Genomic DNA, 24,370 nt, shown 5'->3' with positions numbered 1-24,370 from the left:
CCGCTGGCGCGGCGGCCACACGGCCGACCGTGCCGCCGCCGCCGGCCGGCGCGGGCGGGAGCGGTGCGGCGATCGCCGTCGGCGGCGCGACCGGCGCGGGCTGGGCCGCGGCCTCGGCGACGTCGCCAGGCTGCTCGGACAGGAGCACGTAGCGGCGGGTCAGCTTCTGGTTGCACCCGACGCGCAGGTACACGGTGACATACGCCTCATCCACCGGCGCCGAGACGCGCACGCGCACCGCCACGGCATCGGTGCCGGGCGTGGTGCGCAGCTCGACCCGGCGGGGGGGGACCCGGGTCTCGCCATAGAAGACCTCAGCCTCCGGACACAGGTCGTTCGCCTCGGCGGCGCTGTCGAGGCCGATCTGCAGCCCCATATCGAGGGGGCGGCCGATGAGCGCAACCCCCTGGGACCGGCCCAGGGTCAAAGCTGAACTGGCACCTGCAGCGACGAGGAGCATGGCTCCGGGCACCCAGCGCCTGAGGAATTTGGATCGCATGAGTCAATTCATTCTGGCAAGCCAGAGTTCAATGTAACACCTTGAAATACGTTTACGGATGGGGTTGCAGATCAATTCGCGCAGCGTCCAGCCCCGCCGCCCCCCCTGGACCGGCGCCCGGATAATCCACGGATGCACATTCAATTGAACACTGTAGGCGTGGTCGGCGCCGGGGCCATGGGCAGGGGCATCGCCCAGCTGATTGCCCAGGCTGGCCTCGAGGTCCGGCTCTGTGATGCAGACCTCGCCACCGTGGCCTCGGCGCAACAGCTGCTGGCCGAGCAATGGGCCCGGATGGCCGTCAAGGGCCAGATCACGGCCGAGCAGGCCCAGGCCTTCGCCGACCGGGTCCGCCCCAGCGAACTGGCCAGCCTGGCCGACTGCGGCCTGGTGATCGAAGCCATCGTCGAACGGATGGAAGCCAAGCAGCAGCTGTTCAGCCAGCTCGAAGCCGTGGTCGGCCCGGACACCGTGCTGGCCAGCAATACCTCCTCGCTGTCGATCACGGCGCTGGCCGCCGGCCTGCAGCGCCCGGGGCGCGTCGCCGGCCTGCACTTCTTCAACCCGGTGCCGCTGATGAAGCTGGTGGAGGTGGTCGGCGGCGAGCGCACCGACGCCGGCATCTGCGAGGCCCTGGTCGCGTGGGTACGCACCCTGGGCCACCAGCCGGTGCGGGCGCAGGACACGCCGGGCTTCATCGTCAACCACGCCGGACGGGCCTTCAGCACCGAGGCGCTGCGCATCGTCGCCGAAGGCGTGGCCGACTACGCCACGGTGGACCGCATCCTGCGCGACCAGGCCGGCTTCCGCCTCGGCCCGTTCGAGCTGATGGACCTGACCGGCCTGGATGTCTCGCACCCGGTGATGGAATCCATCTACCGCCAGTACCACGAGGAGCCGCGCCTGCGGCCTGGGGACACCACGGCCCGCCGCGTCGCCGCCGGCCTGCTGGGGCGCAAGACCGGCCAGGGCTTCTACACCTATGCGGACGGCAAGCCGCAGGTGCCGCCCGAGCAGCCCGTGCCGGCCGTCGCGGAAATCCCGCCGGTATGGGTATCGACCCGCGCCGCGCGCCGCGCCGAGCTGTACCAGCTGCTCAAGGACCTGGGCGCCCGCATCGAGACCGGCCAGTCGCCCTCCCCCCAGGCGCTGACCCTGGTCGCGCCCCTGGGCTTCGACGTCACCACCGTGGCCGTCGTCGAGCGGCTCGACCCGGCGCGCACCGTCGGCATCGATTTCCTCATCGAGGACGCCGCCACCCGCCGCCGCGTGCTGGCCACGAACCCCGCCACCCGCCCCGATATGCGCGACGCCGCCCACGCCCTGTTCGCCCGTGACGGCAAGGCCGTGAGCGTGATCCGCGACTCCGGTGGCTTCGTGACCCAGCGCGTGCTGGCCTGCATCGTCAACCTCGCCAGCGACATCTGCCAGCAGCGCATCTGCTCGCCCGCCGACCTGGAGACCGCGGTCACCCTGGGCCTGGGCTACCCGCAGGGCCCGCTGGCCATGGGCAACCGCTGGGGCCCCGCCAGCATGCTCGAGGTGCTGTTCAACATGCAGACCGTCTACGGCGATCCGCGCTACCGCCCCAGCCCCTGGCTGCGCCGGCGCGGCGCGATCGGGCTGTCGCTGCTGCAGGAGGAGAACTGAGCATGCCGGCCGAACTGCGAAGCACCAGCGAGGGCCGCACCATGGTGCTGACCCTGAGCAACCCCGAGCACCGCAACGCCATGGGACCGGAGATCTACGCCGCGGGCATCGAGGCCCTGGGCGTGGCCGAATCGGCCGCCGAGGTGCGCAGCGTGGTCATCACCGGCGCGGGCGCGCATTTCAGCGGCGGCGGGCAGCTGCAGCGCCTCCAGGCCACGCGCCGCCTGCCGGCGGACGAACAGACCGAGGGCATCGACGGCCTGCACACCTGGATCGAGGCGATCCGCACCTTCCCCAAGCCGGTGATCGCCGCCGTCGAGGGCGCCTGCGCCGGTGGCGCCTTTTCCCTGGCCCTGGCCTGCGACTTCGTGGTCGCGGCCGAGGACGCGGTCTTCGTCATGGCCCACACCCACATCGGCCTGTCCTGCGACGGCGGCGCGAGCTGGAGCCTGATGCGGTCGCTGCCCCGGCAGGTGGCCGCCGAGCTGCTCATGGCGGGCGAGCGCTTCGACGCGCAGCGCCTGCACACCCTGGGCGTGGTCAACCGCGTCACCGCGCCCGGCGCGGCCTTCGACCAGGCCCTGCAACTGGCCGAGCGCCTCAACGCCAAGGCGCCCAACGCGCTGGCCAGCTTCAAGGAGCTGATGAACGAGGCCACCGAGAACAGCCTGCCGCAGCAGCTGGCGCGCGAGCGCCACCACTTCGTGAAGAACCTGAACCACGCGAACGCCGGCCTCGGCATCGAGGCCATGCTCGCACGCACCCGGCCCGCGTTCGAGTGAGCGAGTAGCCAAGGGGACAACCCCGAGCGCCGGCACGGGTCACGGACGTGACAATGCACGCAGAGACAAGTCACTGACAAGACAGAACATGGACGACCCGATTCTTACGATCGAAGAACGCGAGGCGATCAATGGCGGACGCTGGTTCTCCTCGCTTTCGCCCTCGCTGCGACACGACATTCTTCGATGCGCCTACGTCAAACGCTACAAGGACGGCGACCTCATCGCCGCGCGCGGCGACCCGCCGGAGGAATGGCTGGCCTGCGCCAAGGGCGCGGTGCGCGTGAGTTCCACCTCGGTGTCGGGCAAGCAGATCACCTTCACCTACGTGGAGCCGGGCATCTGGTTCGGCGACGTGGCCATCTTCGACGGCGACCGCCGCACCCACGATGTCTACGCCCATGGCGACACCACCACGCTGTGCGTGGCCCGGGCCGACTTCAAGAAGATCCTGTCGCAGCACGCCGAGATGTACGAGGCCATGCTGCGGCTGCACGCACGCCGCATCCGCCAGCTGTTCGGCCTGGTCGAGGACCTCAACACCCTGCCCCTGCGCGCGCGCCTGGCCAAGCAGTTGATCCACCTGGTGCGCAGCTACGGCACGCCCTCGCTGGCCGATGCCGGCGCGATCCGCATCGGCCTGCAGCTGGCGCAGGAGGAACTGGCGCAGCTGCTCGGCGCCTCGCGCCAGCGCGTGAACCAGGAACTCAAGGCGATGGAGCGCGAGGGCGTGATCCGCATCGAGCCGGGCGGCATCGTGGTCCGCAGCCGCGAGGGCCTGCTGGGCATCGTCAGCGCCGAGAGCGAACGGGCCTGAGCCGGCGGCGAGCGCGCCCGCGCCTGCGGGCGCCGGCCCGGGCCTGGGCGCAGGGCGACTGAATCCATCCACCAAGGCCGACCGCGAGGACCTGCCCATGGACTTCTCCTACTCCCCCCGCACCCAGGAACTGCAGGCCCGCCTGCTGCGGTTCATGGACGACCACATCTACCCGGCCGAGGCCGCCTTCGCCGCGGAGCTCGCCGCCAACACCGCGGCGGGCCGGCGATGGACGCCGCTGGCGCTGGTGGAGGACCTCAAGGCCAAGGCCCGCGCCGCCGGCCTGTGGAACCTGTGGCTGCCGCAGGACACCGCCGAGGCCGCCGGGGTCGAGGGCGCTGGCCTGACCAACCAGGAGTACGCGCCGCTGGCCGAGACCATGGGCCGCGTGCCCTGGGCGCCCGAGGTGTTCAACTGCAATGCGCCGGACACCGGCAACATGGAGACGCTGGCCCGCTACGGCAGCGAGGCGCACCGCCGGCAGTGGCTGGCGCCGCTGCTGGACGGCCGGATCCGCTCCGCCTTCGCGATGACCGAGCCCGAGGTGGCCTCGTCGGATGCGACCAACATCGCCACCCGCATCGAGCGCGTGGGCGACGAGTACGTGGTCAACGGCCGCAAGTGGTGGATCTCGGGCGCGGCCGACCCGCGCTGCGCGATCTTCATCGTCATGGGCAAGACCGACCCGGACGCGCCGCGCCACCAGCAGCAAAGCATGGTGCTGGTGCCGGCGGACACGCCGGGCATCCGCATCGTGCGGCCGCTCAACGTACTGGGCTACGACGACGCGCCCCATGGCCATGTGGAAATGTTCTTCGAGGACGTGCGCGTGCCGGCCGCCAACCTCCTGCTCGGCGAGGGCCGCGGCTTCGAGATCGCGCAGGGCCGGCTCGGCCCGGGCCGCATCCACCACTGCATGCGGCTGATCGGCCTGGCCGAGCGCGCGCTGGAGTTCATGTGCAGGCGCGCGGCGTCGCGCACCGCCTTCGGCAAGACCCTGGCGCAGCAGACCGTCACCCAGGAGCGCATCGCCGAGGCCCGCTGCCGCATCGACATGGCGCGCCTGCTCACGCTCAGGACCGCCTGGCTGATGGACGTGGCCGGCAACAAGGCCGCCAAGGCCGAGATCGCGATGATCAAGGTGGTGGCGCCGAGCATGGCCTGCCAGGTGATCGACTGGGCCATGCAGGTCCATGGCGGCGGCGGCATGTGCGACGACTTCCCGCTGGCCTACGCCTACTCGCAGGCGCGCTGGCTGCGTTTCGCCGACGGCCCGGACGAGGTTCACCGCAACGCCATCGCGAAATCCGAACTCGCCCGGTGGGCAATGCCCGCGCGCTAAAGTCGCCGACATGATCGACGTCTACTCCTGGCCCACGCCCAACGGGCACAAGATCCACATCATGCTGGAGGAGTGCGGCCTCCCCTACCGCGCGATCCCGGTGAACATCGGCAAGGGCGAGCAGTTCGAGCCGGCCTTCCTGAAGATCAGCCCGAACAACAAGATCCCCGCCATCGTCGACCCGCAGGGGCCGGACGGCCGCGCGATCTCGCTGTTCGAGTCGGGCGCGATCCTCGTCTACCTGGCCTCCAAGACCGGCCGCTTCCTGCCGCAGGGCGACCGCGAGCGCTTCGAGGTGCTGCAGTGGCTGATGTTCCAGATGGGAGGCGTGGGCCCGATGCTGGGGCAGGCCCACCACTTCCGGCTCTACGCGCCCGAGAAGATCGCCTACGCCATCGACCGCTACACCAACGAGGCCCGGCGCCTGTACGGCGTCATCGACAAGCGCCTGGCGCAATCGCGCTACCTGGGCGGCAGCGAGTACTCGATCGCCGACATCGCCACCTTCCCCTGGCTGCGCAGCTGGCAGAACCAGGGCGTGGTGATGTCCGACTACCCCCACCTGCACAAGTGGTTCGACGAGATCGCCGCGCGCCCCGCGGTGCAGCGCGGCGTGCAGGTGCTGGCCGACCTGCGCAAGCCGCTGACCGACGACAAGGCGCGCAGCGCCCTGTTCGGGCAGCAGCAGTACGAGAAGCGCTGAGCGGCCTCGGCGAACGGCCGGATCGGCCCGCCGCGTCAACCCGCCGCGTCAACCCGCCGCGTCAATCCGCCGCGTCAACCCGCCGCCGCAGCGCCCCGGCGAAGGCCAGGCCCACCAGCGGCAGCAGCAGCACCGGCGCCGCCAGCATCGCGGCGTGGCCCAGGTGGTCGAACGCGTAGCCGGCCAGCGTCACCCCTACTGCCTGCCCGAAGAACAGGCTGAACGCGAACAGGCTCACCGCCGTGCCGCGCGCCGTCGGCGCCATCTGCGTGGCATGGGTCTGCAGCGTGTTGTGGAACAGGTAGGTGCCGAAGCCCACCACCAGCGCCGCGGGCGCCGCCGTCCACACCACCGGGGACAGCAGCCAGGCCAGGTAGCCGCCCCCCATCAGCCAGCCGCCGACGGTGACCATGCGGCGCTCGCCCAGTCGCTGCACGATGCGGCGCGCCAGCACCGTGTACAGCAGCCCGCCCGCCGCATACAGCGCCACCAGCCCCGAGGCCAGCGCCAGCCCCAGGCCGAAGCGCTGGTGCAGCATCGCCGGGATGAAGGCCAGCGGCCCGAGCAGCAGCACGCCCTCGGCCCAGCAGGCGCCCAGCACCCGCCAGGTCCAGGGCTCGCCGACCACCGCACGCAGCTGGCGGCCGAACACGCCCAGCCCGGTCGATGCCGGCGGCGGCACCGGCAGCCGGCGCAGGCGCCACAGCAGCACCAGGCCGACCCCGCCGTAGCCCACGGCCATCATGCCGAAGGCGCCGCGCCAGCCCGCCGCCATTTCGGCGAACAGGCCGCCGGCGAGCTGCCCCGCGACCATGCCGGAAAGCGTGCCCGAAAGCAGCTTCGCCAGCGTCGGCTGGCGCTCCTCGTAGGGCACGGCGTCGCCGATCCAGGCCATGGCCAGCGGCACCACGCCCGCGGCCATCATCCCCCAGCCCACGCGGGCGTCGACCAGCCGCTCGAAGCTCGGCGCCAGGGCCGCCAGCAGCGACATCACGCAGCACCCGAGCAGCGCCAGGCACACCATGCGGGCCTTGCCGAAGCGGTCCCCCAGCGGCCCGAACAGCAGTTGCACCGCGCTGTAGGCCAGCGAGAAGGCGATCACCACCTGGCCGGCCTGGCCTGCGGAGATCGAGAAGTCCCCCGCCAGGCGGGGCAGCAGGCCGTCGCACAGGCGCAGCGCGATGCCGCTGAAGAAGGTGCCGATGGCGAGCAGGCGGACGGCGGTCTGGAGGTCGGCAGGCGACAGGGTGGCGGACGGGGGTGGGGTCACGGGTTCGGGCGTCGGGGGAGCGCCCGACTGTAAACCCGCCGCGCGCCCGGGTGCCGGGCGGCATCGGCCAGGCGCACCACCTCCTGGTGCGCCATCCGCAGCTGCAGCTCGAGGCGGGCCACCTGCGCCTCCAGCGCCGGCACCCGCGTGGCGCGCTCGGCGAACCGGGCGCGGTCATCGCCGCAGGCCTCGAGCTCGCGGTGCAGGCGCTCGGCGGCCTGCTGCAGCCGCAGCAGGTCCTGGCGGGCCTGCAGCAGTTCGGTGTCCTGCAGGCGCAGGCGCTCGGCCTGGGTGGCCACCTCCACGTCGAGCCCGGCGCGCCCGTGGGCCACGGCGGCCTCGAGCAGGTCGTGCAGGCGCACCCGCAGGAAGACGGCGGCCAGCAGGGCCCCGACGGCCAGGCCGGCGACGGCCACGACGATGTCCCACACCATGCTGATCCCCCGTGCGTTGCGACCCGGGAAATATGGATGATTTCGACCTACACCTCAAGGCGGCCGCCGCGGTAACACCCCGTAGTCAATTCGGCCCGCCGCCGCGCCTCGCGCGGCGCGCCGCGGTGTTACGTTCATTCCCACCACGCGCCCCGGCTGCCCGGGCCGTGCGGACCGGAACACGCACGATGCTTGCCCCTCCCGTGCCCGAGGACGAGGCGCGGCGCCTGGAGCGCCTGCGCCGACTGGGCCTGCTCGACACCGGCGCCGAGGCGGTGCTGGACTCCTTCACCGACCTGGCCGCGAGCGTCACCGGCATGCCCATCGCGCTGATCTCGCTGGTCGACAGCGACCGCCAGTGGTTCAAGTCGGCGCGCGGCCTGCCCCAGGGCGGGCAGACCCCGCGCGAGGTCTCCTTCTGCGGCCATGCCGTCGCCGCCGGCGACGAGCTGTTCGAGGTGGAGGACGCCACGTGCGACCCGCGCTTCCAGGACAACCCGATCGTCACCGGCGCGCTGCGCGTGGTCCATTACGCCGGCGTTCCCCTGGTGATGCCGGGCGGCGAGCGCATCGGCACCCTGTGCGTGATCGACGACCACCCCGGCCGCCTCGACCCGCGCACCGCCCGCATCCTCACGCAGATCGCGCGCAGCGTCGTCAGCGTGCTGCTGCTTCGCGAGAGCGAGCGCAACCTCGAGGCGCGCCTGCGGGCCGAGGAGGCGCTGCGCGAGTCGCAGGCGCGCTACAAGGCCATCGCCGACGAACTCGCGCAGTCGCACCGGCGCAAGGACGAATTCCTGGCCATGCTGGCCCACGAGCTGCGCAACCCGCTGGCCCCGATCGCCACGGCGGCGCAGCTGCTGCGCCTGGCGACGCACGACCCGGCGCGGGTGCTCAAGTCCAGCGAGCTGATCGGCCGCCAGGTGGCGCACATGACCGAACTGGTGGACGACCTGCTGGATGTCTCGCGGGTCACGCGCGGCCTGGTCCACATCGAGCATGAGTCGGTGGACCTGCAGCAGGTGGTGCACGACGCCCTGGAGCAGACGCGCCCGCAGATCGAGGCGCGCGGCCACGCGGTGGACCTGCGCGTCGAGGCCGCGGGGGTCCATGTGCGCGGCGACCGCGTGCGGCTGGTGCAGGTACTGGCCAACCTGTTGAACAACGCCGCCAAGTACACGCCGGACGGCGGCTACATCACCGTGGTGCTACGCGCCGATGCGCACAGCGCGCAGCTGGCGGTGCGCGACGACGGCAGCGGCATCGACGCCGACCTGCTGCCCCATGTCTTCGAGCTGTTCACCCAGGCCCGGCGCACGCCCGACCGGGCGCAGGGCGGGCTCGGGGTCGGCCTCGCGCTGGTCAAGAGCCTGGTGGAACTGCACGACGGCCAGGTCCGCGCCACCAGCGCGGGACGGGGCCAGGGCAGCGAGTTCACCGTCATCCTGCCCCGCCAGGAGCCGGCCGCAGCCGGCGACGCCGGCGAGGCCGGCGCGCCGGCGGCCGCGCCGCCGCGCGCGCTGCGCATCATGGTGGTCGACGACAACGCCGACGCCGCGGAGCTCCTGGGCGCCTGGCTGGAGACCCTGGGCCACCAGGTCAGGGTCATGACCGAGCCGGGCGCGGCGCTGGAGGCCGCGCGGCGCGACCCGGCCCAGGTCTACGTCCTGGACATCGGCCTGCCCGGCATGGACGGCTACGAACTCGCCCGGCACCTGCGCGCCGACCCGCGCACGCGCCGCGCCACCCTGATCGCCCTGACCGGCTACGGCCAGGCCCAGGACATGCTGCGCTCGCGCGAATCGGGCTTCGACCACCACTTCGTCAAGCCGGCCGACCCGCAGCGCCTGGCGGCGGTGATGGACGCCCTCGCCGCCAACGCCGAGAGCGCGCAGCAGTCGCAGGCGGCGTGGGCGGCGCGCGAGGCGTCCACGCAACAGCAGGACCCGCCGGGGAAGGCCGCCGAAAGGTCCGTGTAACCAAGGCGGCTACGATCATCGGCTTGCAGGAGACAACCGATGACCCCATGGCTCGCTGACGACCGCGGCGCGACACGCTGGCTCGTGCTCGTCGGCGTGGCGCTGGTCACGCTGGGCTACTTCGTCGCCGAGGTCGTGGGGGAACGGCACCAGCAGGCGCAGGCCTATGCCCGCGGCGTCGGTGTGACGCGCGAGGCGCTGCACGCCGGGGACCTCGTGCACCAGCTGCAGGCCGAGCGCGGCCTGACCGGGGGTTACCTCGCCTCGCGCGCGGCCCCTGCGGCGACCGAGGCGCTGGCCCGCCAGCGCCCGCTCACCGACGCCGCCCTGGACACCTACCGCGCCCTGGCGGATGCCGAGGACGCCGGGCCGAACAAGGCCCTGGAGGCCCTGGCCCGCGGCTTGGCCGAACAGCGTTCGCGCGTGGACGCCCTGGCCCTGGAGCCGCCCGCCGCGGCGGGCTGGTACACGGCGCGGGTGGAGGCCCTCGCCGCCGAGGTCTTGCAGCTCGCGCGCTTCGCGCCCGACGCCGATGCCAGCCGCCAGATCGCCAGCTACTTCTACCTCGTCTCCGCCAAGGAGCACTACGGGCGCGAGCGTGGCCTGGTCAACGCGGTCCTGGGCAGCGGCAAGCCCCTGGGCGAACAGGGGCTGCGCAACCTGCAGGCCATCACCGTGCGGCAGGCCGCCTTCGAGGCCCTGCTGCGCGCCACCGCCGACCCGCCGGACATCGCGCTGTTCGACCAGGCCCTGCAGTCCAAGGAGTCGGCGGCGGTGGTGGACATGCGCAACGCCGTGACCGAGCTGGCGTCGCGCGGCGACTACCCGGTGCCCGCCGCCCAGTGGTGGGCGCAGGCCAGCGCGCGGATGGAGGCGGTCAAGCGGGTCGAGGACCGCATCGCCGCGCGCCTCCTGGCCTCGGCCCAGGCCCGGGCGGACGAGCGCCTGCGGGACTTCCGGCTCGCCGCGGTGCTGGGGCTGCTGGCCGCAGCCGCCAGCGCCGCGCTGGCCTGGCGGCTGGTGACAGGCCTGCCCGGGGCCGGGCAACGCCGTGCGGCCGCCCGGCGCGTCAGCGGGCCGGCGCCCGCAGCCACTGCAGCAGCTTCTCGCACAGCCCCTCCGGCTTGAAGGGCTTGGAGATGAAGTCGTCCATGCCGGCTTCCAGGCAGCGGATGCGGTCGTCATCGAACGCGTTCGCGGTGATGGCGATGATCACCGGCTGCTCCAGCCCCGGCAGGGCGCGGATCCGGCGGGTCGCGTCGGTGCCATCGAGCTCGGGCATCTGCATTTCCATCAGCACGATGTCATAGCCGCAGGCCTGAACCTTGGCCAGGGCCTGCCGGCCGTTCTCCGCCATCTCGACCTGCAGGCCCGCGTTGTCCAGCATGTAGCCGATGATTTCCCGGTTGATCGGCTCGTCGTCCACCACCAGCACCCTGCGCCCCGGGAAATCACGGGCCAGGGCGACCTCGGCGCCTTCCGGCGCCGGCAGCGGGGGCAGCACCTTCGCCTCGACACCCTTGCCCAGGCGGCACGTGAGCCAGAAGGTACTGCCCTGGCCCAGGGTGCTGGTGACCCCGGTCTCGCCTCCCATCAGCTGCGCGATGCGCTTGGTGATCGCCAGGCCCAGCCCGGTGCCGTGGTACTTGCGGCTGGTGCGGCTGTCGCCCTGCTCGAAGGCCTCGAAGATCCGCCCCTGCTGTTCGGCCGTCATGCCGATGCCGGTGTCCGCCACCTCGAAGCGCAGGAGGTAATCGGTGGCGGTTTCCTCCTCCTTCGTGCAGCGCAGCGTGAGGCGGCCCCTCTCGGTGAACTTGACGGCATTGCCCAGGAAGTTGACCAGCGCCTGCTCGAGGCGGGTCTTGTCGCCCCGCAGCAGGAGACCGGGCTGGCTGCACACGGTCATCTGCTCCAGGCCCTTGTCCTTGGCGCGCTCGCCGATCAGCGCCCAGGTATCGCGGATCAGGTCGGCCAGCAGGAAGTCCTCGGCCGCCATCTCGATCTTGCCGGCCTCGATCTTGGAGAAGTCGAGGATGTCGTTGATCAGGGACAGCAGGTGTTCGCCGGAGGTCTGGATCACGCCGAGGAAATCCTGCTGCCGGCGGTCCAGGGGCGTTCGCGCCAGCAGGCTGGCCATGCCGAGGATGCCGTGCATGGGCGTGCGGATCTCGTGGCTCATCGTGGCCAGGAATGCGCTCTTGGCCTGGTTGGCGGCCTCGGCGGTGGCCTTGGCCGCCTCGAGTGCCTGGTTGGTCGTCTTGAGCAGGGCGCTCGCCGCTGCCACCTCGCGGGAGCGCTCGAAGATCTCGGCCTCCATCCGCGCGGTCTGGTCGCTCAGGGCCGCGTGGCTGCGGCGCTGCTCCTGCCCCCGCTGTTTGAGCAGGATGAACTCGGTGACATCCTCGGCCTTGTGGATGATGTAGCGCACCTGCCCGTCGTCCCCCAGCACCGGGGCGTTGATCACGGACCAATACCGTTCCTCGAACCCGCCGCCCTCCTCCGCCGGCTTGCGCACGTCGTATTTCTGCACCGCCATCGTGTCCGCGGCCGCGGACTGCAGCACGCGGGCCAGCGAGGCATGGAGGTTGCGCTGGCCATCGGCCTGCGCATCGTCGGGGTTGTCGGGGAAGACCTCGAACATGCTCTTGCCGAGCATGTCCTCGCGGCGGGTCATGGTGGAACGGTTGTAGGCATCGCTCACCTCGATGATCGTCAGCCCCGAATCCATGACCACGAAGAGGCCAGGCAGCCCCTTAACAATCGCGCGGTAGTCCATATCTCAGCACTATTTCACCGGACGCAAGCGTGCGGCAAGGGGGAATCCACGGCATTGACGTGCATCAAGCCGTCACAGGGGCAAGGCTCGTGCAAACGATGTCACGGCATTCGGCACCGGGCCCCCACAGGCCCCTGCCGACCGCACTCAGGACGACACCTCGCCGGTGCTACGCATCGCCTGCGCCAGCGCGAGGTTCCCCTGCCCCTCGAGGCCGCGGATGGCGCCTGCGCGGTCCCGCGCCTCGTGGTGCTGGCTCAGCTTGCGCTTGCCCTCCAGGCGGGTGATGCGCACCTCCAGCCCCACGATCTGGCCCAGTTGCGCGGCCAGGTAGTCGGCGGGGGCGTCCCCCATCTTCCAAGGCGCCGGCTGGCCGGCCTCGTGCTGGCGGGTCAGGCGGGCCACCACGCCGCGGACGAAGCGCTCGTCATCGTGGACATGGATCGTCCCGTGGGCATGGACCACCTCGTAATTCCAGGTGGGCACGCGCCGGTGGGTCTCCTGCTTGCCGGGGTACCAGTTCGGCGAGACATAGCCCTGGGCGCCGCGGAACGCCACGAGCACCTGCGCGCCCTCGCCCACCTCGCGCCACACCGGATTCGCGCGCGCCACATGCGCCAGCAGCACCCCATGCGGTCCGGTGTCCGCGTCCAGCAGCAGCGGCAGGTGGTTGGCGTCGAGGCCGGCGGCGGTATGCGTCACCAGCATGCCCAGGGGGTGGGCGGCGATGATCCGGTGGAGTTCTTCCACACGGGGCTCGGCGAAATGCGGGGGCAGGTACATGCGACGGCGTGTGTCGATGATCTGGCCTGCCCGGAGGGAATCGAACCCCCGACCATTCGCTTAGAAGGCGAATGCTCTATCCAACTGAGCTACGGGCAGGTGGATGCGGGCGCGATTGTCGCATCTTCGAGGGTCAGAACCCGACCGACTCCCGCCCCTTGAGCCGCAGCATGTCCCGCGCCTCGGCGGGCGTGGCCACCGCCAGCCCCAGGCCCTCCAGGATGCCGCGCACGCGGCGCACCTGGTCGGCGTTGCTGCGCGCGAGCTGGCCGGGGCCGTCCCACAGCGAATCCTCCAGGCCCACGCGCACATGGCCGCCCTGCGCCGCCGACGTGGCGGCCACGTTCATCTGCGCCCGGCCCGCGCCCAGCACCGACCACACGTAGTCCTTGCCGAAGAGGCGGTCGGCGGTGCGCTTCATGTGCGCCACGTCGTCCGGGTGGCTGCCGATGCCGCCCAGGATGCCGAACACGGTCTGCACGAACAGCGGCGGCGTCGCCAGCTTGCGGTCCAGGAAGTGCGCCAGGTTGTACAGGTGCGCGGTGTCGTAGCACTCGAACTCGAAGCGCGTGCCGTTGCCGGTGCCGCGCGCCAGCACGTACTCGATGTCGGCGAAGGTGTTCTTGAACACCGTGTCGCGCGTGCGCTCCAGGAACTCCGGCTCCCAGGCGTGCTTGAACTGTCCCTGCCAGCGATCGAGCATCGGGTACAGGCCGAAGTTCATCGAGCCCATGTTCAGCGAGGCCACCTCGGGCGCCAGCTGCAGCGCGGGCTGGAAGCGCTCCTGCACCGTCATGGTCGGCGCGCCGCCGGTGGTCAGGTTGATCACCGCATCGCTGCGCGCCTTGATGTCGCCGACGAAGGCGCGGAAGGCGTCGGGGGACTGGTCGGGGCGGCCGTCCGCCGGATGGCGCGCGTGCAGGTGCACGATCGCCGCGCCCGCCTCGGCCGCGCCGACGGCGGCGTCGGCGATCTCCTGCGCGGTGACCGGCAGGTGCGGCGACATGGAGGGCGTGTGGATGGAGCCGGTGACGGCGCAGGTGATGATGACCTTGCGGGTGCTTGCCATGGTGTCCTTGTCCTCGTGGGAAGTGAGTCAGCGGCCGCCGGCCACGTCGATGATGGCGCCGTGCACGTACGAGGCGCCGTCGCCCGCCAGCCAGAGCGCGGCCTCGGCCACCTCGGCGGCGGTACCGGCACGGCCCAGGGGCACGGCGGTGCGCGCCATCTCCTGCATCTGCCCGATGCCGCCATGCACGTTGTGGATCTCGGTGGCGATCAGCCCCGGTCGCAGCGCGTTCACCCGGATGCCCTCCGGACCCAGCTCCTTGGCCAGGGCCAGGTTGAAGGTGTCGATCGCGCCCTTGGTGCCGGCATACGCCGTGCCGCCGGCCAGCCCGCCCAGGCGCGAGGCCACGGACGACATGTTCACGATCACCCCGCCGGCCCCGCCCCGGCTGCGGGCCATGCGCCGGGCCGCCTCGCCCGCGCAGTAGTAATGGCTGAAGACGTTGGCCGCATAAACGTCGGCCAGGTTGTGTTCGTCCAGCTCGGTGATGCGAAAGCTCGCCAGCACGCCGGCGTTGTTCACCAGCGCGTCGAGCCGGCCGAACTGCGCGTCCACCTGCGCGAACAGGCGGCGCACCTCGGGCAGCTTGCCCACGTCGGCCTGCAGCGCGACGGCCTCGCCGCCGGCTTCGCGAATGCGCGCCACCACCGACTGCGCCGCCGCCTCGTTGCTCAGGTAGTTCACCCCCACCCGCCAGCCCTGGCGGGCGGCGAGCAGCGCGATCTCCGCGCCGATGCCCCGGCTCGCGCCGGTGACCAGCATCACTTTCGTGTCGTTCGCTCCCATGGGTCCGCTCACTCCGGCTGCACGTTGGCTTCCTTGGCCAGGCGGACCCACTTGGTCACCTCGCTGGCCATGAACGCCTTGAGCTGGTCGGGGCCCATCGGCATGGGCTGCAGGCCGATGCCGGCCAGGCGGTCCTTCACCTCGGCCTGGCGCAGGGCCTGGGCCACCGCGCCATTGAGCTTCTCGGCCACGTCGCGCGGCAGGCTGGCCGGGCCGGCGATGGCGAACCAGGCGGTGATGTCGAAACCGGGCAGCGACTCGGCCAGCGCCGGCCAGTCGGGCGTGAGCGTGGAGCGCTGGGGCGAGGTCACGCCCAGCGCGCGCATCTTGCCGCCCTTGGCCTGGGCCATGGAGTTGCCGAGGTCCACGAAGGTGAAATCGACCACGCCGGCCAGCACGTCGTTCACCGCCAGCGGGATGCCCTTGTACGGCACCAGCTGCGCGTCGGTCTTCGCCAGCTTGTTCAGGACGGCGATGCTGACCTGGGAGCTCGAGGAGCCGAAGCCCGCGCTGACCTTGCCCGGGCGCGCGCGCAGGTAGGCCAGGAACTCGGCGAGGTTCTTCGCGGGGTGCTCGGTCTTGACCATCAGGGCCAGCGTGGTCTCGCCCACGCCCGCCACCGCGGCGAGGTCCTTCACCGGGTCATAGGGCATGGACTTGAGCAGGGCCACGTTGGAGGCCAGCGCCGAGTTGGAGGAGAACAGCAGCGTGTAGCCGTCGGGGGCGGCGCGCACCACCTCCATCGCGGCGATGGAGCCGCCCGCGCCGGGCTTGTTCTCCACCACGAAGCCCTGCCCCAGCGTCGCGCCGAGCTGCTGCGCCATCACGCGGGCGGCCAGGTCGGTGGCGCTGCCGGCCGGGAACGGCACGATCATCTTGACCGGGCGCGCGGGCCAGGCCTGGGCGAAGGCCGGCGCGGCGCCGGCGGCGAGGGCCGCGCCGAGCGCGAGGGCCTGGAGGAAGTGGCGGGTTTTCATGGGGTGTCTCCGGTTCGTTCTGGTGTGGTTCTGGGGGCGGGCTCAGGGCCGCGTGACGGTCATCGCCAGCAGGTGGAACGATAGCGCCTTGCCGTGCATGTCGAGGTTGAGGGAATCGTTGACGCCGCCATCGAGCACGTCGTCCAGCACGAAGTTGATCGCGCCCAGGTTCGGCAGCAGGAAGCGGCGCACGCGGGTGGGGTGGCGCGCGGCGAAGTGCGCGGCCACCCGCTCGCAGGTGACCTGCTCGGCCAGCAACGGGTAGTCCTCGGGCCGGTAGGCGATGAGGCTGATGTTCACGTGGTTGCCCTTGTCGCCGGTGCGGGCGTGGGCCAGGTCGTAGAGGGCGGTGGCGGTCATGGGGTCGTCGCGATCGTGGCGGTGATGGCGGTCATGGCGTCGCGGTCATGCCGCTGCGTCGTGGAAGCGCCAGCTCGCCGGGGCGAGCTCGCGCGGCACCAGGCAGGCCTGGTTGGACAGGCGCTGGCGCTTGGCGGTGCGCACGCCGCCGCCGCCGGCGGGACCGCCGGTCCACAGGGCCATCACGTCGCGCAGCAGCCAGTCGATCTCGGCCACATCGTCGTGGCGGCCGGCCACGCGCAGGCGCAGGTCGGTGGAGGCGCCGGGCGGCAGCGCGCCGAGCATCTGGCCGGCGTCGTCGGCATGGATGGACAGCACCCCGATCAGGTCGAAGCGCAGGGGCATGCGGGCGCCGTTGCGCCTGCGGACCACGTCCATCGCGAGGCGGGCGCGGGCCTCGGCGTTCGGACCGGCGTAGGAGATCTCGGCCTCGCCGAACCAGCCGCCGTCGAAATAGGCCAGTGCCTTGAGCGTGGCGGTGCGCGGGTGGCCGCGCACGCCGGCCAGGCGAACCCGGTCGGGACCGGCCTGGGTGACGGTGGCGGCGGTGATGTCGGCCACCACGTCGGGCGTGATGTAGGCCGCCGGGTCGTGCACCTCGTAAAGCAGCTGCTCCTTCACCGTCTGCTCGCTGACCAGGCCGCCGGTGCGGGCGGCCTTGGTGACGGTGCAGCTGCCGTCGGCCTCGATCTCGGCAATCGGAAAGCCCACGTCGTGCAGGCCCGGCACCTCCTTGCGGCCCGGGTCGGCGAAATAGCCGCCCGTGACCTGGGCGCCGCACTCCAGCAGGTGGCCGGCCATGGTGGCGCCAGCCAGGGCGTCCCAGTCGTCCTCGCGCCAGCCGTAATGGGCCATGGCCGGGCCCACGGTGAGCGAGGGATCGGCCACGCGGCCGGTGACCACCACCTGCGCGCCGGCGCGGATCGCCTGGGCGATCTCGGCGGCGCCCTGGTAGGCGTTGGCGCAGACGAAGCGCGCCTCGTCGAAGGCTCCCAGGTGCTGGCGCACCACGCCGCGCCCGCGCTCGTCGGACAGGTCGTCGCCGGTGACCACCGCGATGCGCGGCACCGGCAGGCCCAGCTCCCGGGCCAGGCCGGCGATGGCCGCGGCCGCGCCGGGCGGGTTGGCCGCGCCGAAGTTGCCGACGATGGTGATGCCGTGCGCCAGGCAGTCCGCCAGCACCGGCCGCAGCTGCGCGAGCAGCAGCGGCTCGTAGCCCAGGTGCGGGCTGGCCCGGCGCGTGAGCTGCTGGTGGGCCAGCGTGCGCTCGGCCAGGTTCTCGAAGATCAGCGCGGCGGGGCCGCCGCGCTCGACCAGGGTGCGCACCACGGGGGGCGCGGCATCGGTGCGGTCGCCGGAAAAGCCGGCACCGCAGCCTACGGCCAGTGTCTTCACTCCACGTTTCCTCGTTGTTGTCTCCGGCGCCGACTGTGCGGCCGCCCTCCATGAAAGTAAACTGGATTTATTCGACTGACCATGCTGTTTTTCTGATGAATCTTTCCGGCCGCCTCGTCGACGCCTTCCTCGCCCTGGAGGACACCCGGCGCTTCGCCCTGGCCGCCGAGCGCTGCCACGTCTCGCCCTCGGCCTTCAGCCAGATGATCAGCCGGCTCGAGGAGCAGGTCGGCGCGCGCCTGTTCGACCGCGACACGCGCAACGTCTCGCTCACGCCGGAGGGCGAGGTCTTCGCCGCCGGCGCCCGGCGCATCGCCGGCGAGATGCGCGCCACGCTGGAGGCGCTGCGCGGCCGGGCCGCGGTGCGGTCCGGCCGCGTGGCGGTGGCCGGCCCGCCCTCGCTGGCCGCGGACTGGCTGCCCGAGCGCATGGCGGCCTTCCGGGCCAGGCACCCGGACATCGTGCTGCGGCTGCACGACGTGGTCTCCGACCGCTGCCTGGACCTGGTCGCCCGCGGCGAGGTGGACTTCGGCATCAACGCCATCCCCGGCAACCCGCTGGAGTTCGAGGCCTGCCACCTGTTCGACGAGCCGAGCTACGTGATCTGCCGCGAGGACGACCCGCTCGCCGGCCGCCGCAGCCTGGGCCTGCGCGACCTGCGCCAGCGGCCCTTCATCCACACCGTTCGCAGCGGCAGCGTGTGGCAGCAGTTGCAGGCCATCGTGCAGGCGGCGCAGGTCACCGACACCGGGCTGGAGGTGAACCAGCTCGGCTCGCTGGGCGGGCTGGTGAAGGCGGGCTTCGGCATCAGCATCGTCCCGCAGTTCGCGTTGCAGCTGTGCAAGCGCGAGGGCGTCGCCGCGGTGCGGCTCAACGTGCCCCAGGCCAGCCGGCCGATCTATGCCGTGCGCCGTCGCGGGCGCAGCCTCTCGGTCGCGGCGCAGGCCTTCTGGGACATGCTCACCGCCCGCGAGGCCGCCCCCCGGCTCGGCCGCCACCGGAAATGAAAAGGCCCGCCGGGTGGGCCGGCGGGCCTGGCAAGGTGAAGCTGGTCGGAGCGATAGGATTCGAACCTACGACCCTCTGGTCCCAAACCAGCCGCAGAAATCAATTAAATCAACGGCTTAGGCCCTCTTTCATGTAAACACGGAAGAGCAAAAAGCGGAATTTCTCAGAGGGGAAATTCTGGTGTTTACAAGTTTCTCCGCTGCGATTCCGGGCAAGCGAACACACCTCCCGACCAGGCCATCGACCAGGCCATCGACCAGGCCAGGCCACCCCGCCATCCCCTCAATTCCCCCGCGTTCTAGTCGGCCTTTGCATCTTGTCGTTTACCGTTACCGGTAACGGCAATATGATTCGCTCATCAACAACGCAACCGGAGAAACAAATGGCCCGCACCACCACCCGCACCGCTAACCGCTTCGCCCTCGGCTCCGGCGTCTTTACCTGCCGCTCCTGCGACCGCAAGACCCGCGACACTGGCGGCGATAACACCGACATTCGCCTGTGCGATGAGTGCTACGAACTGTCCAGCCAGGAGAACAGCCTCTCCGATTCCCGCAAGCTGTACGGCAACCCGCAGGGCGTGAAGGCGACGATGGATGACCTCGACGCCAAGATCGGCGCAGGCCGCGCCCGCCAACTGTTCCCCGAAGTGGCCGAAGCCGTGGATGCCGCCCTCGCCCCGGCCAAGACCGCCGAAGCGCCCGCCCAGGTTGTCCCCGCCCAGGTTGTCCCCGCCGCCCAGGCCGCGCCCTCCGAAATCCGCATCGCCCTGCATACCCCGGCTGGCGATGTTGTGACCAGCTACCCCGCCTCGATGGAAGCCCAGGCCCAGGTGATGGTGGTTGCCTACCTGTCCGCAGGGAAGCATTTCAGCGTGAGCCGCGCCTAACCGGATCAACCAGGCCCGGAGCAATCCGGGCAGTCCAGACAAACAACAGGAGTCGAAGCAATGAACACCACCACCGAGAAGCCCCGCCGCATCGAGGTTGCCGAACTGGTCGAAATCCCCGGCCTCGGCAACCTCCCGATTCAATGGGTCGATGGCGTCCTCTGCGGCATCAACGATCAAATCTGCTACCGCAATGACTTCGTGCAAGTCGAAGGCGGTGCCTGGCAAATCCGCCGCGACTGAAAACCAGCAACAGGAGTTAAGACAATGCACCTCGACCCCCGCATCGGCTATCTGAGTAACGGCCAGTATTACGCCTTCGTCAACGGCAACGGATGGGGCAAGGAACCCTTTTACGGGACGCTGGAGGAAGTCGAAATCGCGCTAGGGCTGCGTCAGCCTTCCGCCCCGGCAGCGGTGCCCGCAGCGCCCGCGATTGAGCAGGTTCCCGCCCTGGTTGTCAGAAGCCGCGCCAGGAAGCCCGCCACGCGCCGCAAGCCTCGCAATCTGGTGTGCCGCGAATATCGGGCGATGGTTACCTGCCCTGGCGGATCGAGGGACTATTACCGCGTCCTGGCATTCAACAAGACCGAGGCCCGCAAGCTGGTTCGCCGCCAGTACAGGGAAGACACCCCATCCCCTCGATATGGCTTCTACAGTTTTGAGCAATGCCGCCTTGAATGGATCGAGGATTGAGCGCCACGAATAGCCCTCCGTTTTGGTGGGCTTTTTTTATTGCTTGCTTCGTTACCGGTAACGGGACTATGATGAATCCATCGACAACGCAAACGGAGCAAGAAATGCACTTCATGACCCAATACGAAGAACACCTCCGCGACAGCGCCCCGGATAACAGCCGCTGGGATGGCTTCGACCGTGGCGACACTGGCCGCGAGGACTTCGACTACCCCGACCAGGGCGAACGAGTCATCGGGCGCATGACCAGCGAGGCCGGTAAGCGCGTGGTGATCGTTGAGCAATATTGCGATGAATTTCGCAATTACGAAGTGCGCGTCAACGGCAATTGCGTTTTCGGAGACTGCGAAGAACGCGCCCAGGCCGTGAAGGTCGCCCGCTGGTGGCTTAACGGCTGTCACGCATAACGAACCACGCGCCCGGAGGAATCCGGGCATTCACAACCCAAACGGAGAACGAACCATGACACAGCAGCAAACCGGGGAATCGCCCTCCCTGATCGACCGATGGGAAGGCCGCTTATTAGTGGCGCGGCCTGCCGCCGCGACAACCCGACCCGACTAACCCGAAGCCCGGAGAGAATTCCGGGCGGTCCAGACAATCACAACCGGAGCCACATATGCCCTTTTTCCAATTCGCCAGCCAGGCCAGCGGCGCAAGCCTCGGCATCTACGAAGGCAGCACCGCGCAAGACGCTTACCGCGCCATGCTGGAAGACGCCGGAGAGCCGACCGACACCCAGGCCGACGCCGACCTAGTGACTACCGAAGTCACGCGCCTGGCCGACGCCAGCGACCGGCAAGACCTCAAGGCGCGACTCTTGGCATTGCTCGGCAGCAGCGCCGACGCCCAGGACGCCGACCACGCATACCGGACGCTCGACGGCTTCGGCCTGGTGCAGGAAGTACAGGACCGCTATGTCGCCTTCCTGCCTGCCGGGAAGAACCTGGCCGACTTCGTGGGGTGATCCATGAGCAAAGCAAAGTTCACGCGGGGACCGTGGGAGATTGGGCTTGTGGTCAACGAGGAAACGCCCTCGACGCACATCCTTTCCCAGCATGACCACTACGACGACGACGACAAGCCGGTCCTAAATGGTGGCTGCGACGTTGCTCTGTGCTTCGGATCGGACCAGGCCGCTAATGCGAGATTGATCGCAGCAGCGCCGGAACTGCTTTCCGCCCTGGCTAATTTGCTAGCCGATGCGACCGCCCTCGGGATCGAGGACAGCCCATATTCCGGCGCGGTGGCGGAAGCCCGCGCCGCCATCGCCAAAGCCACAGGAGCCAGCCATTGACCGACCAGACGATTAAAGCCCGTCAGCAAGCCCTACGCGACCGCCGCGCCCGCCTCGGCCTGGTGCGCGTAGAGGTGTGGATTCCCGCAAGCGAAGCCGACCGACTGAGGAAGTACGCCCAGCGCATCAATAGCGCCGCCGAGAAGGCGCGGAACGAGCAGCCGAAGGGGTAGCCCTACCCCTAGCCCTTCGCGGCCCGTAGCGCGTCCCAGGCGAAGCCGAGATTAGCGATTGCGTAGCACACGAAGGCCGCACCCATCCCCCAGCGGTCGGCCTTGCCGTAGTCATAGGCCACCCAGGCATAAATGGCGGCGGTCACCGCCAGAAGCTGCGGACTCATGCCAGCATTTCCGGCACTACGGTATTGCGGGCGACCTCGCCATGCTCGGCATGGTAGGTAATGGCGCGGACCTGGCGCTCGGCAATCCACCCTCCCCTGGCCGCGTAGGCATCGCGGGCCGCTAGCGTGGGGTGCTGCACCACCACCATGCCGGAATGCTCTTTTTCCTCGATGTGGTGCCTATGGCCCGTGTGCGCGTAACGCTTCGTGGTCGCGCCCCACACTTGCGGGAACTGCGCCGCGAACAGCAGCGGCAACCCGTCATTCTTTTTCAGGTGCCCATGATGGAAGCCCAGCATGGTCCGCCCGTGCTGGTGTACGTAGTAGGGCAATTCGGAGTCAATCACCTGTACTCTCGGCTCATGCTCATAGAGCGCCCGGAACATCACGCGCAGCCACACAGAAGAGGCCATATCGTGATTGCCCTCGGCCAGCAGCACCACAACCCGGCGATGCTTTTCGAGCGCCATAGCGATGATTCGGCGCAGCACCCGAACCGCCGTAGAAACCACCTTGGAGAATCGGCCATCCTGATCCAGCACATGGCCCGATGTAGGCGTGACCGGCAGCAGTCCATCGCTATGCAGGAAGTCGCCTAGCTGCGCGACTACGCCAGTGGTCGCGGCGGGCGATGCCCGGACCATTTGCTCGAAACAGCCAATCAGGCTTTTCTCGGCAATCGCCAAATCCCAATCAGCGCCGCCCTCGCGGTGCCAGGCCAAAGCGCCCACATGGCAATCCGTGAGCGTGTAGAGGGTCAATAGGTGATCCTCAGTCACCGGCACCGGCAGAGTGGGGGCAATGCGAGGCACATCCTCGGCCATCGCTTCGTAAGCCTCCCGAATAGCCCGCTCTCGCGCTGCATCATCGGCGGCGCTCTTGACCCATTGCCCGCGAGGCTTGCCCTCTTGATCGTAGTAGGTCGAAACGCCCTTCACGCGGAAGCCCTCGGGGACCGTGCGAGTCATATCGTGATCGGGCGAGTACCCCCGGCTAGCTGCCCTGCGCTTGAGGCGGTCCATCGCGCCGCTAAAAACGCTCTTGGAGACTCCTAGCGCCTTCGCTGCGGCCCTATGCGTACCGTGCGACTCCAGCGCCTCTAGAAGCTCCAATTCGCGCACAGTGGCGAACGAAGTCAATTGCGGATCAATCATGCTTTCGCCCCGTATTGCTCTAGGAATTGGTGCAAGAGGTGGCCCTGAGAATCGACCTCTCTTTCGTCGTGGTCGTCCTGGCCCAGCGTGTAGCGGATCGCGTGGCCCAGTTCATGGCAAAAGGTCGCCGCCTTCACTTGCGCGGGCAGTCCCTGGCGCAGCCTGATCGTTGCCGTTTCAGCGGAGCAATGCCCCATTTCGCTAATCGCGTCGGATTCCTCGACGGTCCAGCGAATGCCCGCCAGGACGAAAGAGCGAGGGATTTTCATTTGCCGCCTAGCTGCATTTCTGCGGCGTATCGCTGCAAACCTGCCGCCGTTGCTGCCAGGCTTCGAGCGTATTCGTCCATCGCTGCAAGGTATCTGGCACATTCACCGGCGATTGAGGCAAAGGGGCCATTAGCTCCGCTGGCGGTGCCGGAATCCTCAGAGGCTCGACTTGCGGCGGCTTCGAAGTCGCGCAGCCGGTCAGACAGAGCGCGAGACAGAGCCACATTGCGGGCCTTTTGCTTTTGCAGTTCACGGTCTAGGGCCTCCACTTTTGCCGATAGGGTTTGCTCACGCTTGCGGGCCTCTTCGCTGGCTTTCAGCGCCTGCGCCGCTTGCTCGGCCAGGACAGCAGCGCCCCCCATGCGGTACACCTTCCAATGGCTTGCCATCAGCGCCACAAGGACAACCAGGGCGGCGACGGAGTAGGCGAATCGGCTCATGCTTCCCCCTTGCAAACTCGGCGCTCTGCCTCGCGCCGCTTGACCAGGCCAGGCAGCACCTTGCCGCCCGCACGATTCCACATCAGGAAGGCATCGCAGCCGCCCGCGTAGTCGCCCGCCTTCCAGCGCTTAACCACCGTAGAGCCGCAAAATGCGCCGGTCCCGATGTTGAAGGCCAGGGACACCGCCGCATCCCATTCGCGCTGTGCGAGGGGCACATCGGCCAGGCACCGACGAATCCCGGCCTCATGCTCCGCAACGTCATCACCCAGGCGGATCAAGGCGCGTTCAACAGTCGTCTTGTCGCCGCGCTTGACGCCAGAGGTAGACCCGAAGCCGATCGTTTGAACGCCGATGCCATCGTCGTAAGCCTCTGCACGAAAGCCCTCATGCACGGCCAGGCCGATCAAGGCAGAGGCCGACAGCGTGAGCGCCGCGACCGATCCCCGATTAATCGTCATACCGGCCTCGCGGCACCTTGCGGCCTAGCCAACGCTGCACCGTGCGGGTTTCGTAGATGCGGATGCAAAACCAAAAGATCGAAAGCAGGGTCGCAATGTGCGGGAGGATTTGCAGGAGTCCCGCGAGAGCCGTCCCAATGCTTACGGAGTCCATGACCGCCTTTGTTCCGTTACTCAAGTTGTCGAACCACTCT

The 24,370-nt window shown here is 69.7% G+C and carries 29 protein-coding genes, 1 tRNA gene and 1 pseudogene; 15 read left to right on the top strand and 16 right to left on the bottom strand.

Annotation, left to right across the window (positions count from 1 at the left end; translation table 11 throughout):
• Positions 1-499: pseudogene (locus ACT80S_RS18725) on the bottom strand (hypothetical protein); the annotation flags it as partial.
• Positions 500-631: 132 nt separating this feature from the next.
• On the opposite strand from ACT80S_RS18725, the gene ACT80S_RS18720 reads away from it, so the two are divergent.
• The 5 genes from ACT80S_RS18720 (at position 632) to ACT80S_RS18700 (ending at position 5,793) form a co-directional block, all read left to right on the top strand.
• A complete protein-coding gene (locus tag ACT80S_RS18720) occupies positions 632-2,149 on the top strand; it encodes a 3-hydroxyacyl-CoA dehydrogenase (protein ID WP_377418918.1) in 1,518 nt (505 codons plus the stop codon).
• Positions 2,150-2,151: 2 nt separating this feature from the next.
• Positions 2,152-2,931, top strand: coding sequence for an oxepin-CoA hydrolase, alternative type (locus ACT80S_RS18715; protein WP_377418914.1), 780 nt, complete (start codon positions 2,152-2,154; stop codon positions 2,929-2,931).
• 88 nt (positions 2,932-3,019) lie between these two features.
• Positions 3,020-3,748 carry a Crp/Fnr family transcriptional regulator gene (locus ACT80S_RS18710; protein WP_377418911.1) on the top strand — a complete coding sequence of 243 codons (729 nt, stop codon included), beginning with the start codon at positions 3,020-3,022 and terminating at the stop codon, positions 3,746-3,748.
• Between the two features lie 97 nt (positions 3,749-3,845).
• Entirely contained in the window at positions 3,846-5,090 is a 1,245-nt protein-coding gene (locus ACT80S_RS18705; protein ID WP_377418908.1) for an acyl-CoA dehydrogenase family protein, read from the top strand.
• A 10-nt stretch (positions 5,091-5,100) separates the two neighbouring features.
• On the top strand, positions 5,101-5,793 hold the full coding sequence (locus tag ACT80S_RS18700; RefSeq protein WP_377418905.1) for a glutathione binding-like protein: 693 nt from the start codon (positions 5,101-5,103) through the stop codon (positions 5,791-5,793).
• A 61-nt stretch (positions 5,794-5,854) separates the two neighbouring features.
• On the opposite strand, the gene ACT80S_RS18695 is transcribed toward ACT80S_RS18700, so the two are convergent.
• A complete protein-coding gene (locus tag ACT80S_RS18695; protein WP_377418902.1) occupies positions 5,855-7,063 on the bottom strand; it encodes an MFS transporter in 1,209 nt (402 codons plus the stop codon).
• Complete coding sequence (locus tag ACT80S_RS18690) at positions 7,060-7,497, bottom strand: hypothetical protein (RefSeq protein WP_377418899.1); 438 nt, start codon at positions 7,495-7,497, stop codon at positions 7,060-7,062. The genes ACT80S_RS18695 and ACT80S_RS18690 overlap by 4 nt, the downstream gene beginning before the upstream one ends.
• Positions 7,498-7,685: 188 nt before the next feature.
• Here ACT80S_RS18690 and ACT80S_RS18685 point away from each other — a divergent pair, with 188 nt between their 5' ends.
• Positions 7,686-9,476 carry a hybrid sensor histidine kinase/response regulator gene (locus ACT80S_RS18685; protein WP_377418896.1) on the top strand — a complete coding sequence of 597 codons (1,791 nt, stop codon included), beginning with the start codon at positions 7,686-7,688 and terminating at the stop codon, positions 9,474-9,476.
• Positions 9,477-9,515: 39 nt separating this feature from the next.
• Complete coding sequence (locus ACT80S_RS18680) at positions 9,516-10,604, top strand: nitrate- and nitrite sensing domain-containing protein (protein ID WP_377418893.1); 1,089 nt, start codon at positions 9,516-9,518, stop codon at positions 10,602-10,604.
• Here ACT80S_RS18680 and ACT80S_RS18675 read toward each other — a convergent pair.
• From ACT80S_RS18675 to ACT80S_RS18640, 8 genes are all read right to left on the bottom strand, one after another.
• Entirely contained in the window at positions 10,546-12,252 is a 1,707-nt protein-coding gene (locus ACT80S_RS18675) for a response regulator (RefSeq protein WP_377418890.1), read from the bottom strand. The genes ACT80S_RS18680 and ACT80S_RS18675 overlap by 59 nt on opposite strands.
• A gap of 147 nt (positions 12,253-12,399) precedes the next feature.
• Complete coding sequence (locus ACT80S_RS18670) at positions 12,400-13,035, bottom strand: FMN-binding negative transcriptional regulator (RefSeq protein WP_377418887.1); 636 nt, start codon at positions 13,033-13,035, stop codon at positions 12,400-12,402.
• 22 nt (positions 13,036-13,057) lie between these two features.
• Positions 13,058-13,134 (bottom strand) — tRNA-Arg (locus ACT80S_RS18665).
• A gap of 34 nt (positions 13,135-13,168) precedes the next feature.
• A complete protein-coding gene (locus ACT80S_RS18660; protein ID WP_377418884.1) occupies positions 13,169-14,104 on the bottom strand; it encodes a BKACE family enzyme in 936 nt (311 codons plus the stop codon).
• 27 nt (positions 14,105-14,131) lie between these two features.
• A complete protein-coding gene (locus ACT80S_RS18655; RefSeq protein ID WP_377418881.1) occupies positions 14,132-14,890 on the bottom strand; it encodes an SDR family oxidoreductase in 759 nt (252 codons plus the stop codon).
• Between the two features lie 8 nt (positions 14,891-14,898).
• Positions 14,899-15,867 carry a Bug family tripartite tricarboxylate transporter substrate binding protein gene (locus ACT80S_RS18650; protein ID WP_377418878.1) on the bottom strand — a complete coding sequence of 323 codons (969 nt, stop codon included), beginning with the start codon at positions 15,865-15,867 and terminating at the stop codon, positions 14,899-14,901.
• A 42-nt stretch (positions 15,868-15,909) separates the two neighbouring features.
• Entirely contained in the window at positions 15,910-16,227 is a 318-nt protein-coding gene (locus tag ACT80S_RS18645; RefSeq protein ID WP_377418875.1) for an AtuA-related protein, read from the bottom strand.
• Positions 16,228-16,272: 45 nt separating this feature from the next.
• Positions 16,273-17,622, bottom strand: coding sequence for an acyclic terpene utilization AtuA family protein (locus tag ACT80S_RS18640; RefSeq protein WP_377418872.1), 1,350 nt, complete (start codon positions 17,620-17,622; stop codon positions 16,273-16,275).
• A 95-nt stretch (positions 17,623-17,717) separates the two neighbouring features.
• On the opposite strand from ACT80S_RS18640, the gene ACT80S_RS18635 reads away from it, so the two are divergent.
• The 8 genes from ACT80S_RS18635 (at position 17,718) to ACT80S_RS18600 (ending at position 21,685) form a co-directional block, all read left to right on the top strand.
• A complete protein-coding gene (locus tag ACT80S_RS18635) occupies positions 17,718-18,629 on the top strand; it encodes a LysR family transcriptional regulator (RefSeq protein WP_377418870.1) in 912 nt (303 codons plus the stop codon).
• A 383-nt stretch (positions 18,630-19,012) separates the two neighbouring features.
• A complete protein-coding gene (locus ACT80S_RS18630) occupies positions 19,013-19,519 on the top strand; it encodes a hypothetical protein (protein WP_377418866.1) in 507 nt (168 codons plus the stop codon).
• Positions 19,520-19,579: 60 nt separating this feature from the next.
• Positions 19,580-19,762 (top strand): hypothetical protein, encoded by a 183-nt coding sequence (locus tag ACT80S_RS18625; RefSeq protein WP_377418863.1) that lies wholly within the window; start codon positions 19,580-19,582, stop codon positions 19,760-19,762.
• A 24-nt stretch (positions 19,763-19,786) separates the two neighbouring features.
• A complete protein-coding gene (locus ACT80S_RS18620) occupies positions 19,787-20,215 on the top strand; it encodes a hypothetical protein (RefSeq protein ID WP_377418860.1) in 429 nt (142 codons plus the stop codon).
• Between the two features lie 113 nt (positions 20,216-20,328).
• Positions 20,329-20,622, top strand: coding sequence for a hypothetical protein (locus ACT80S_RS18615; RefSeq protein ID WP_377418857.1), 294 nt, complete (start codon positions 20,329-20,331; stop codon positions 20,620-20,622).
• Between the two features lie 212 nt (positions 20,623-20,834).
• Positions 20,835-21,182 carry a hypothetical protein gene (locus tag ACT80S_RS18610; protein WP_377418854.1) on the top strand — a complete coding sequence of 116 codons (348 nt, stop codon included), beginning with the start codon at positions 20,835-20,837 and terminating at the stop codon, positions 21,180-21,182.
• Positions 21,183-21,185: 3 nt separating this feature from the next.
• Entirely contained in the window at positions 21,186-21,512 is a 327-nt protein-coding gene (locus tag ACT80S_RS18605; RefSeq protein WP_377418851.1) for a hypothetical protein, read from the top strand.
• Positions 21,509-21,685 carry a hypothetical protein gene (locus ACT80S_RS18600; RefSeq protein ID WP_377418848.1) on the top strand — a complete coding sequence of 59 codons (177 nt, stop codon included), beginning with the start codon at positions 21,509-21,511 and terminating at the stop codon, positions 21,683-21,685. The genes ACT80S_RS18605 and ACT80S_RS18600 overlap by 4 nt, the downstream gene beginning before the upstream one ends.
• Positions 21,686-21,693: 8 nt before the next feature.
• Here ACT80S_RS18600 and ACT80S_RS18595 read toward each other — a convergent pair whose 3' ends face one another.
• The 5 genes from ACT80S_RS18595 to ACT80S_RS18575 are packed head-to-tail and all read right to left on the bottom strand — an operon-like array spanning position 21,694 to position 24,176.
• On the bottom strand, positions 21,694-21,852 hold the full coding sequence (locus ACT80S_RS18595) for a hypothetical protein (protein WP_377418845.1): 159 nt from the start codon (positions 21,850-21,852) through the stop codon (positions 21,694-21,696).
• Complete coding sequence (locus tag ACT80S_RS18590) at positions 21,849-23,006, bottom strand: hypothetical protein (RefSeq protein ID WP_377418843.1); 1,158 nt, start codon at positions 23,004-23,006, stop codon at positions 21,849-21,851. Before ACT80S_RS18590 ends, ACT80S_RS18595 begins: the two co-directional genes overlap by 4 nt.
• A complete protein-coding gene (locus ACT80S_RS18585) occupies positions 23,003-23,275 on the bottom strand; it encodes a DUF6782 family putative metallopeptidase (RefSeq protein WP_377418840.1) in 273 nt (90 codons plus the stop codon). The genes ACT80S_RS18590 and ACT80S_RS18585 overlap by 4 nt, the downstream gene beginning before the upstream one ends.
• The gene (locus tag ACT80S_RS18580; protein WP_377418837.1) at positions 23,272-23,715 is read right to left on the bottom strand and encodes a hypothetical protein; all 444 of its coding nucleotides are present in this window, start codon (positions 23,713-23,715) and stop codon (positions 23,272-23,274) included. Before ACT80S_RS18580 ends, ACT80S_RS18585 begins: the two co-directional genes overlap by 4 nt.
• Positions 23,712-24,176, bottom strand: a complete 465-nt coding sequence (locus ACT80S_RS18575; RefSeq protein WP_377418834.1) for a lysozyme — start codon at positions 24,174-24,176, stop codon at positions 23,712-23,714. Before ACT80S_RS18575 ends, ACT80S_RS18580 begins: the two co-directional genes overlap by 4 nt.
• Positions 24,177-24,370 lie beyond the last annotated feature (194 nt).

The sequence above is a fragment of the Ramlibacter sp. MAHUQ-53 genome, assembly GCF_052600055.1.
This window is presented reverse-complemented; position numbering and strand designations above follow the sequence as displayed.

What these genes read in the sequence shown, in the direction of transcription:
- ACT80S_RS18720 (WP_377418918.1), top strand. Translation starts at nt 632, where the DNA reads ATGCACATTCAATTGAACACTGTAGGCGTGGTCGGCGCCGGGGCCATG.
- ACT80S_RS18715 (WP_377418914.1), top strand. Translation starts at nt 2,152, where the DNA reads ATGCCGGCCGAACTGCGAAGCACCAGCGAGGGCCGCACCATGGTGCTG.
- ACT80S_RS18710 (WP_377418911.1), top strand. Translation starts at nt 3,020, where the DNA reads ATGGACGACCCGATTCTTACGATCGAAGAACGCGAGGCGATCAATGGC.
- ACT80S_RS18705 (WP_377418908.1), top strand. Translation starts at nt 3,846, where the DNA reads ATGGACTTCTCCTACTCCCCCCGCACCCAGGAACTGCAGGCCCGCCTG.
- ACT80S_RS18700 (WP_377418905.1), top strand. Translation starts at nt 5,101, where the DNA reads ATGATCGACGTCTACTCCTGGCCCACGCCCAACGGGCACAAGATCCAC.
- ACT80S_RS18690 (WP_377418899.1), bottom strand. Translation starts at nt 7,497, where the DNA reads ATGGTGTGGGACATCGTCGTGGCCGTCGCCGGCCTGGCCGTCGGGGCC.
- ACT80S_RS18685 (WP_377418896.1), top strand. Translation starts at nt 7,686, where the DNA reads ATGCTTGCCCCTCCCGTGCCCGAGGACGAGGCGCGGCGCCTGGAGCGC.
- ACT80S_RS18680 (WP_377418893.1), top strand. Translation starts at nt 9,516, where the DNA reads ATGACCCCATGGCTCGCTGACGACCGCGGCGCGACACGCTGGCTCGTG.
- ACT80S_RS18675 (WP_377418890.1), bottom strand. Translation starts at nt 12,252, where the DNA reads ATGGACTACCGCGCGATTGTTAAGGGGCTGCCTGGCCTCTTCGTGGTC.
- ACT80S_RS18670 (WP_377418887.1), bottom strand. Translation starts at nt 13,035, where the DNA reads ATGTACCTGCCCCCGCATTTCGCCGAGCCCCGTGTGGAAGAACTCCAC.
- ACT80S_RS18660 (WP_377418884.1), bottom strand. Translation starts at nt 14,104, where the DNA reads ATGGCAAGCACCCGCAAGGTCATCATCACCTGCGCCGTCACCGGCTCC.
- ACT80S_RS18655 (WP_377418881.1), bottom strand. Translation starts at nt 14,890, where the DNA reads ATGGGAGCGAACGACACGAAAGTGATGCTGGTCACCGGCGCGAGCCGG.
- ACT80S_RS18650 (WP_377418878.1), bottom strand. Translation starts at nt 15,867, where the DNA reads ATGAAAACCCGCCACTTCCTCCAGGCCCTCGCGCTCGGCGCGGCCCTC.
- ACT80S_RS18645 (WP_377418875.1), bottom strand. Translation starts at nt 16,227, where the DNA reads ATGACCGCCACCGCCCTCTACGACCTGGCCCACGCCCGCACCGGCGAC.
- ACT80S_RS18635 (WP_377418870.1), top strand. Translation starts at nt 17,718, where the DNA reads ATGAATCTTTCCGGCCGCCTCGTCGACGCCTTCCTCGCCCTGGAGGAC.
- ACT80S_RS18630 (WP_377418866.1), top strand. Translation starts at nt 19,013, where the DNA reads ATGGCCCGCACCACCACCCGCACCGCTAACCGCTTCGCCCTCGGCTCC.
- ACT80S_RS18625 (WP_377418863.1), top strand. Translation starts at nt 19,580, where the DNA reads ATGAACACCACCACCGAGAAGCCCCGCCGCATCGAGGTTGCCGAACTG.
- ACT80S_RS18620 (WP_377418860.1), top strand. Translation starts at nt 19,787, where the DNA reads ATGCACCTCGACCCCCGCATCGGCTATCTGAGTAACGGCCAGTATTAC.
- ACT80S_RS18615 (WP_377418857.1), top strand. Translation starts at nt 20,329, where the DNA reads ATGACCCAATACGAAGAACACCTCCGCGACAGCGCCCCGGATAACAGC.
- ACT80S_RS18610 (WP_377418854.1), top strand. Translation starts at nt 20,835, where the DNA reads ATGCCCTTTTTCCAATTCGCCAGCCAGGCCAGCGGCGCAAGCCTCGGC.
- ACT80S_RS18605 (WP_377418851.1), top strand. Translation starts at nt 21,186, where the DNA reads ATGAGCAAAGCAAAGTTCACGCGGGGACCGTGGGAGATTGGGCTTGTG.
- ACT80S_RS18595 (WP_377418845.1), bottom strand. Translation starts at nt 21,852, where the DNA reads ATGAGTCCGCAGCTTCTGGCGGTGACCGCCGCCATTTATGCCTGGGTG.
- ACT80S_RS18590 (WP_377418843.1), bottom strand. Translation starts at nt 23,006, where the DNA reads ATGATTGATCCGCAATTGACTTCGTTCGCCACTGTGCGCGAATTGGAG.
- ACT80S_RS18585 (WP_377418840.1), bottom strand. Translation starts at nt 23,275, where the DNA reads ATGAAAATCCCTCGCTCTTTCGTCCTGGCGGGCATTCGCTGGACCGTC.
- ACT80S_RS18580 (WP_377418837.1), bottom strand. Translation starts at nt 23,715, where the DNA reads ATGAGCCGATTCGCCTACTCCGTCGCCGCCCTGGTTGTCCTTGTGGCG.
- ACT80S_RS18575 (WP_377418834.1), bottom strand. Translation starts at nt 24,176, where the DNA reads ATGACGATTAATCGGGGATCGGTCGCGGCGCTCACGCTGTCGGCCTCT.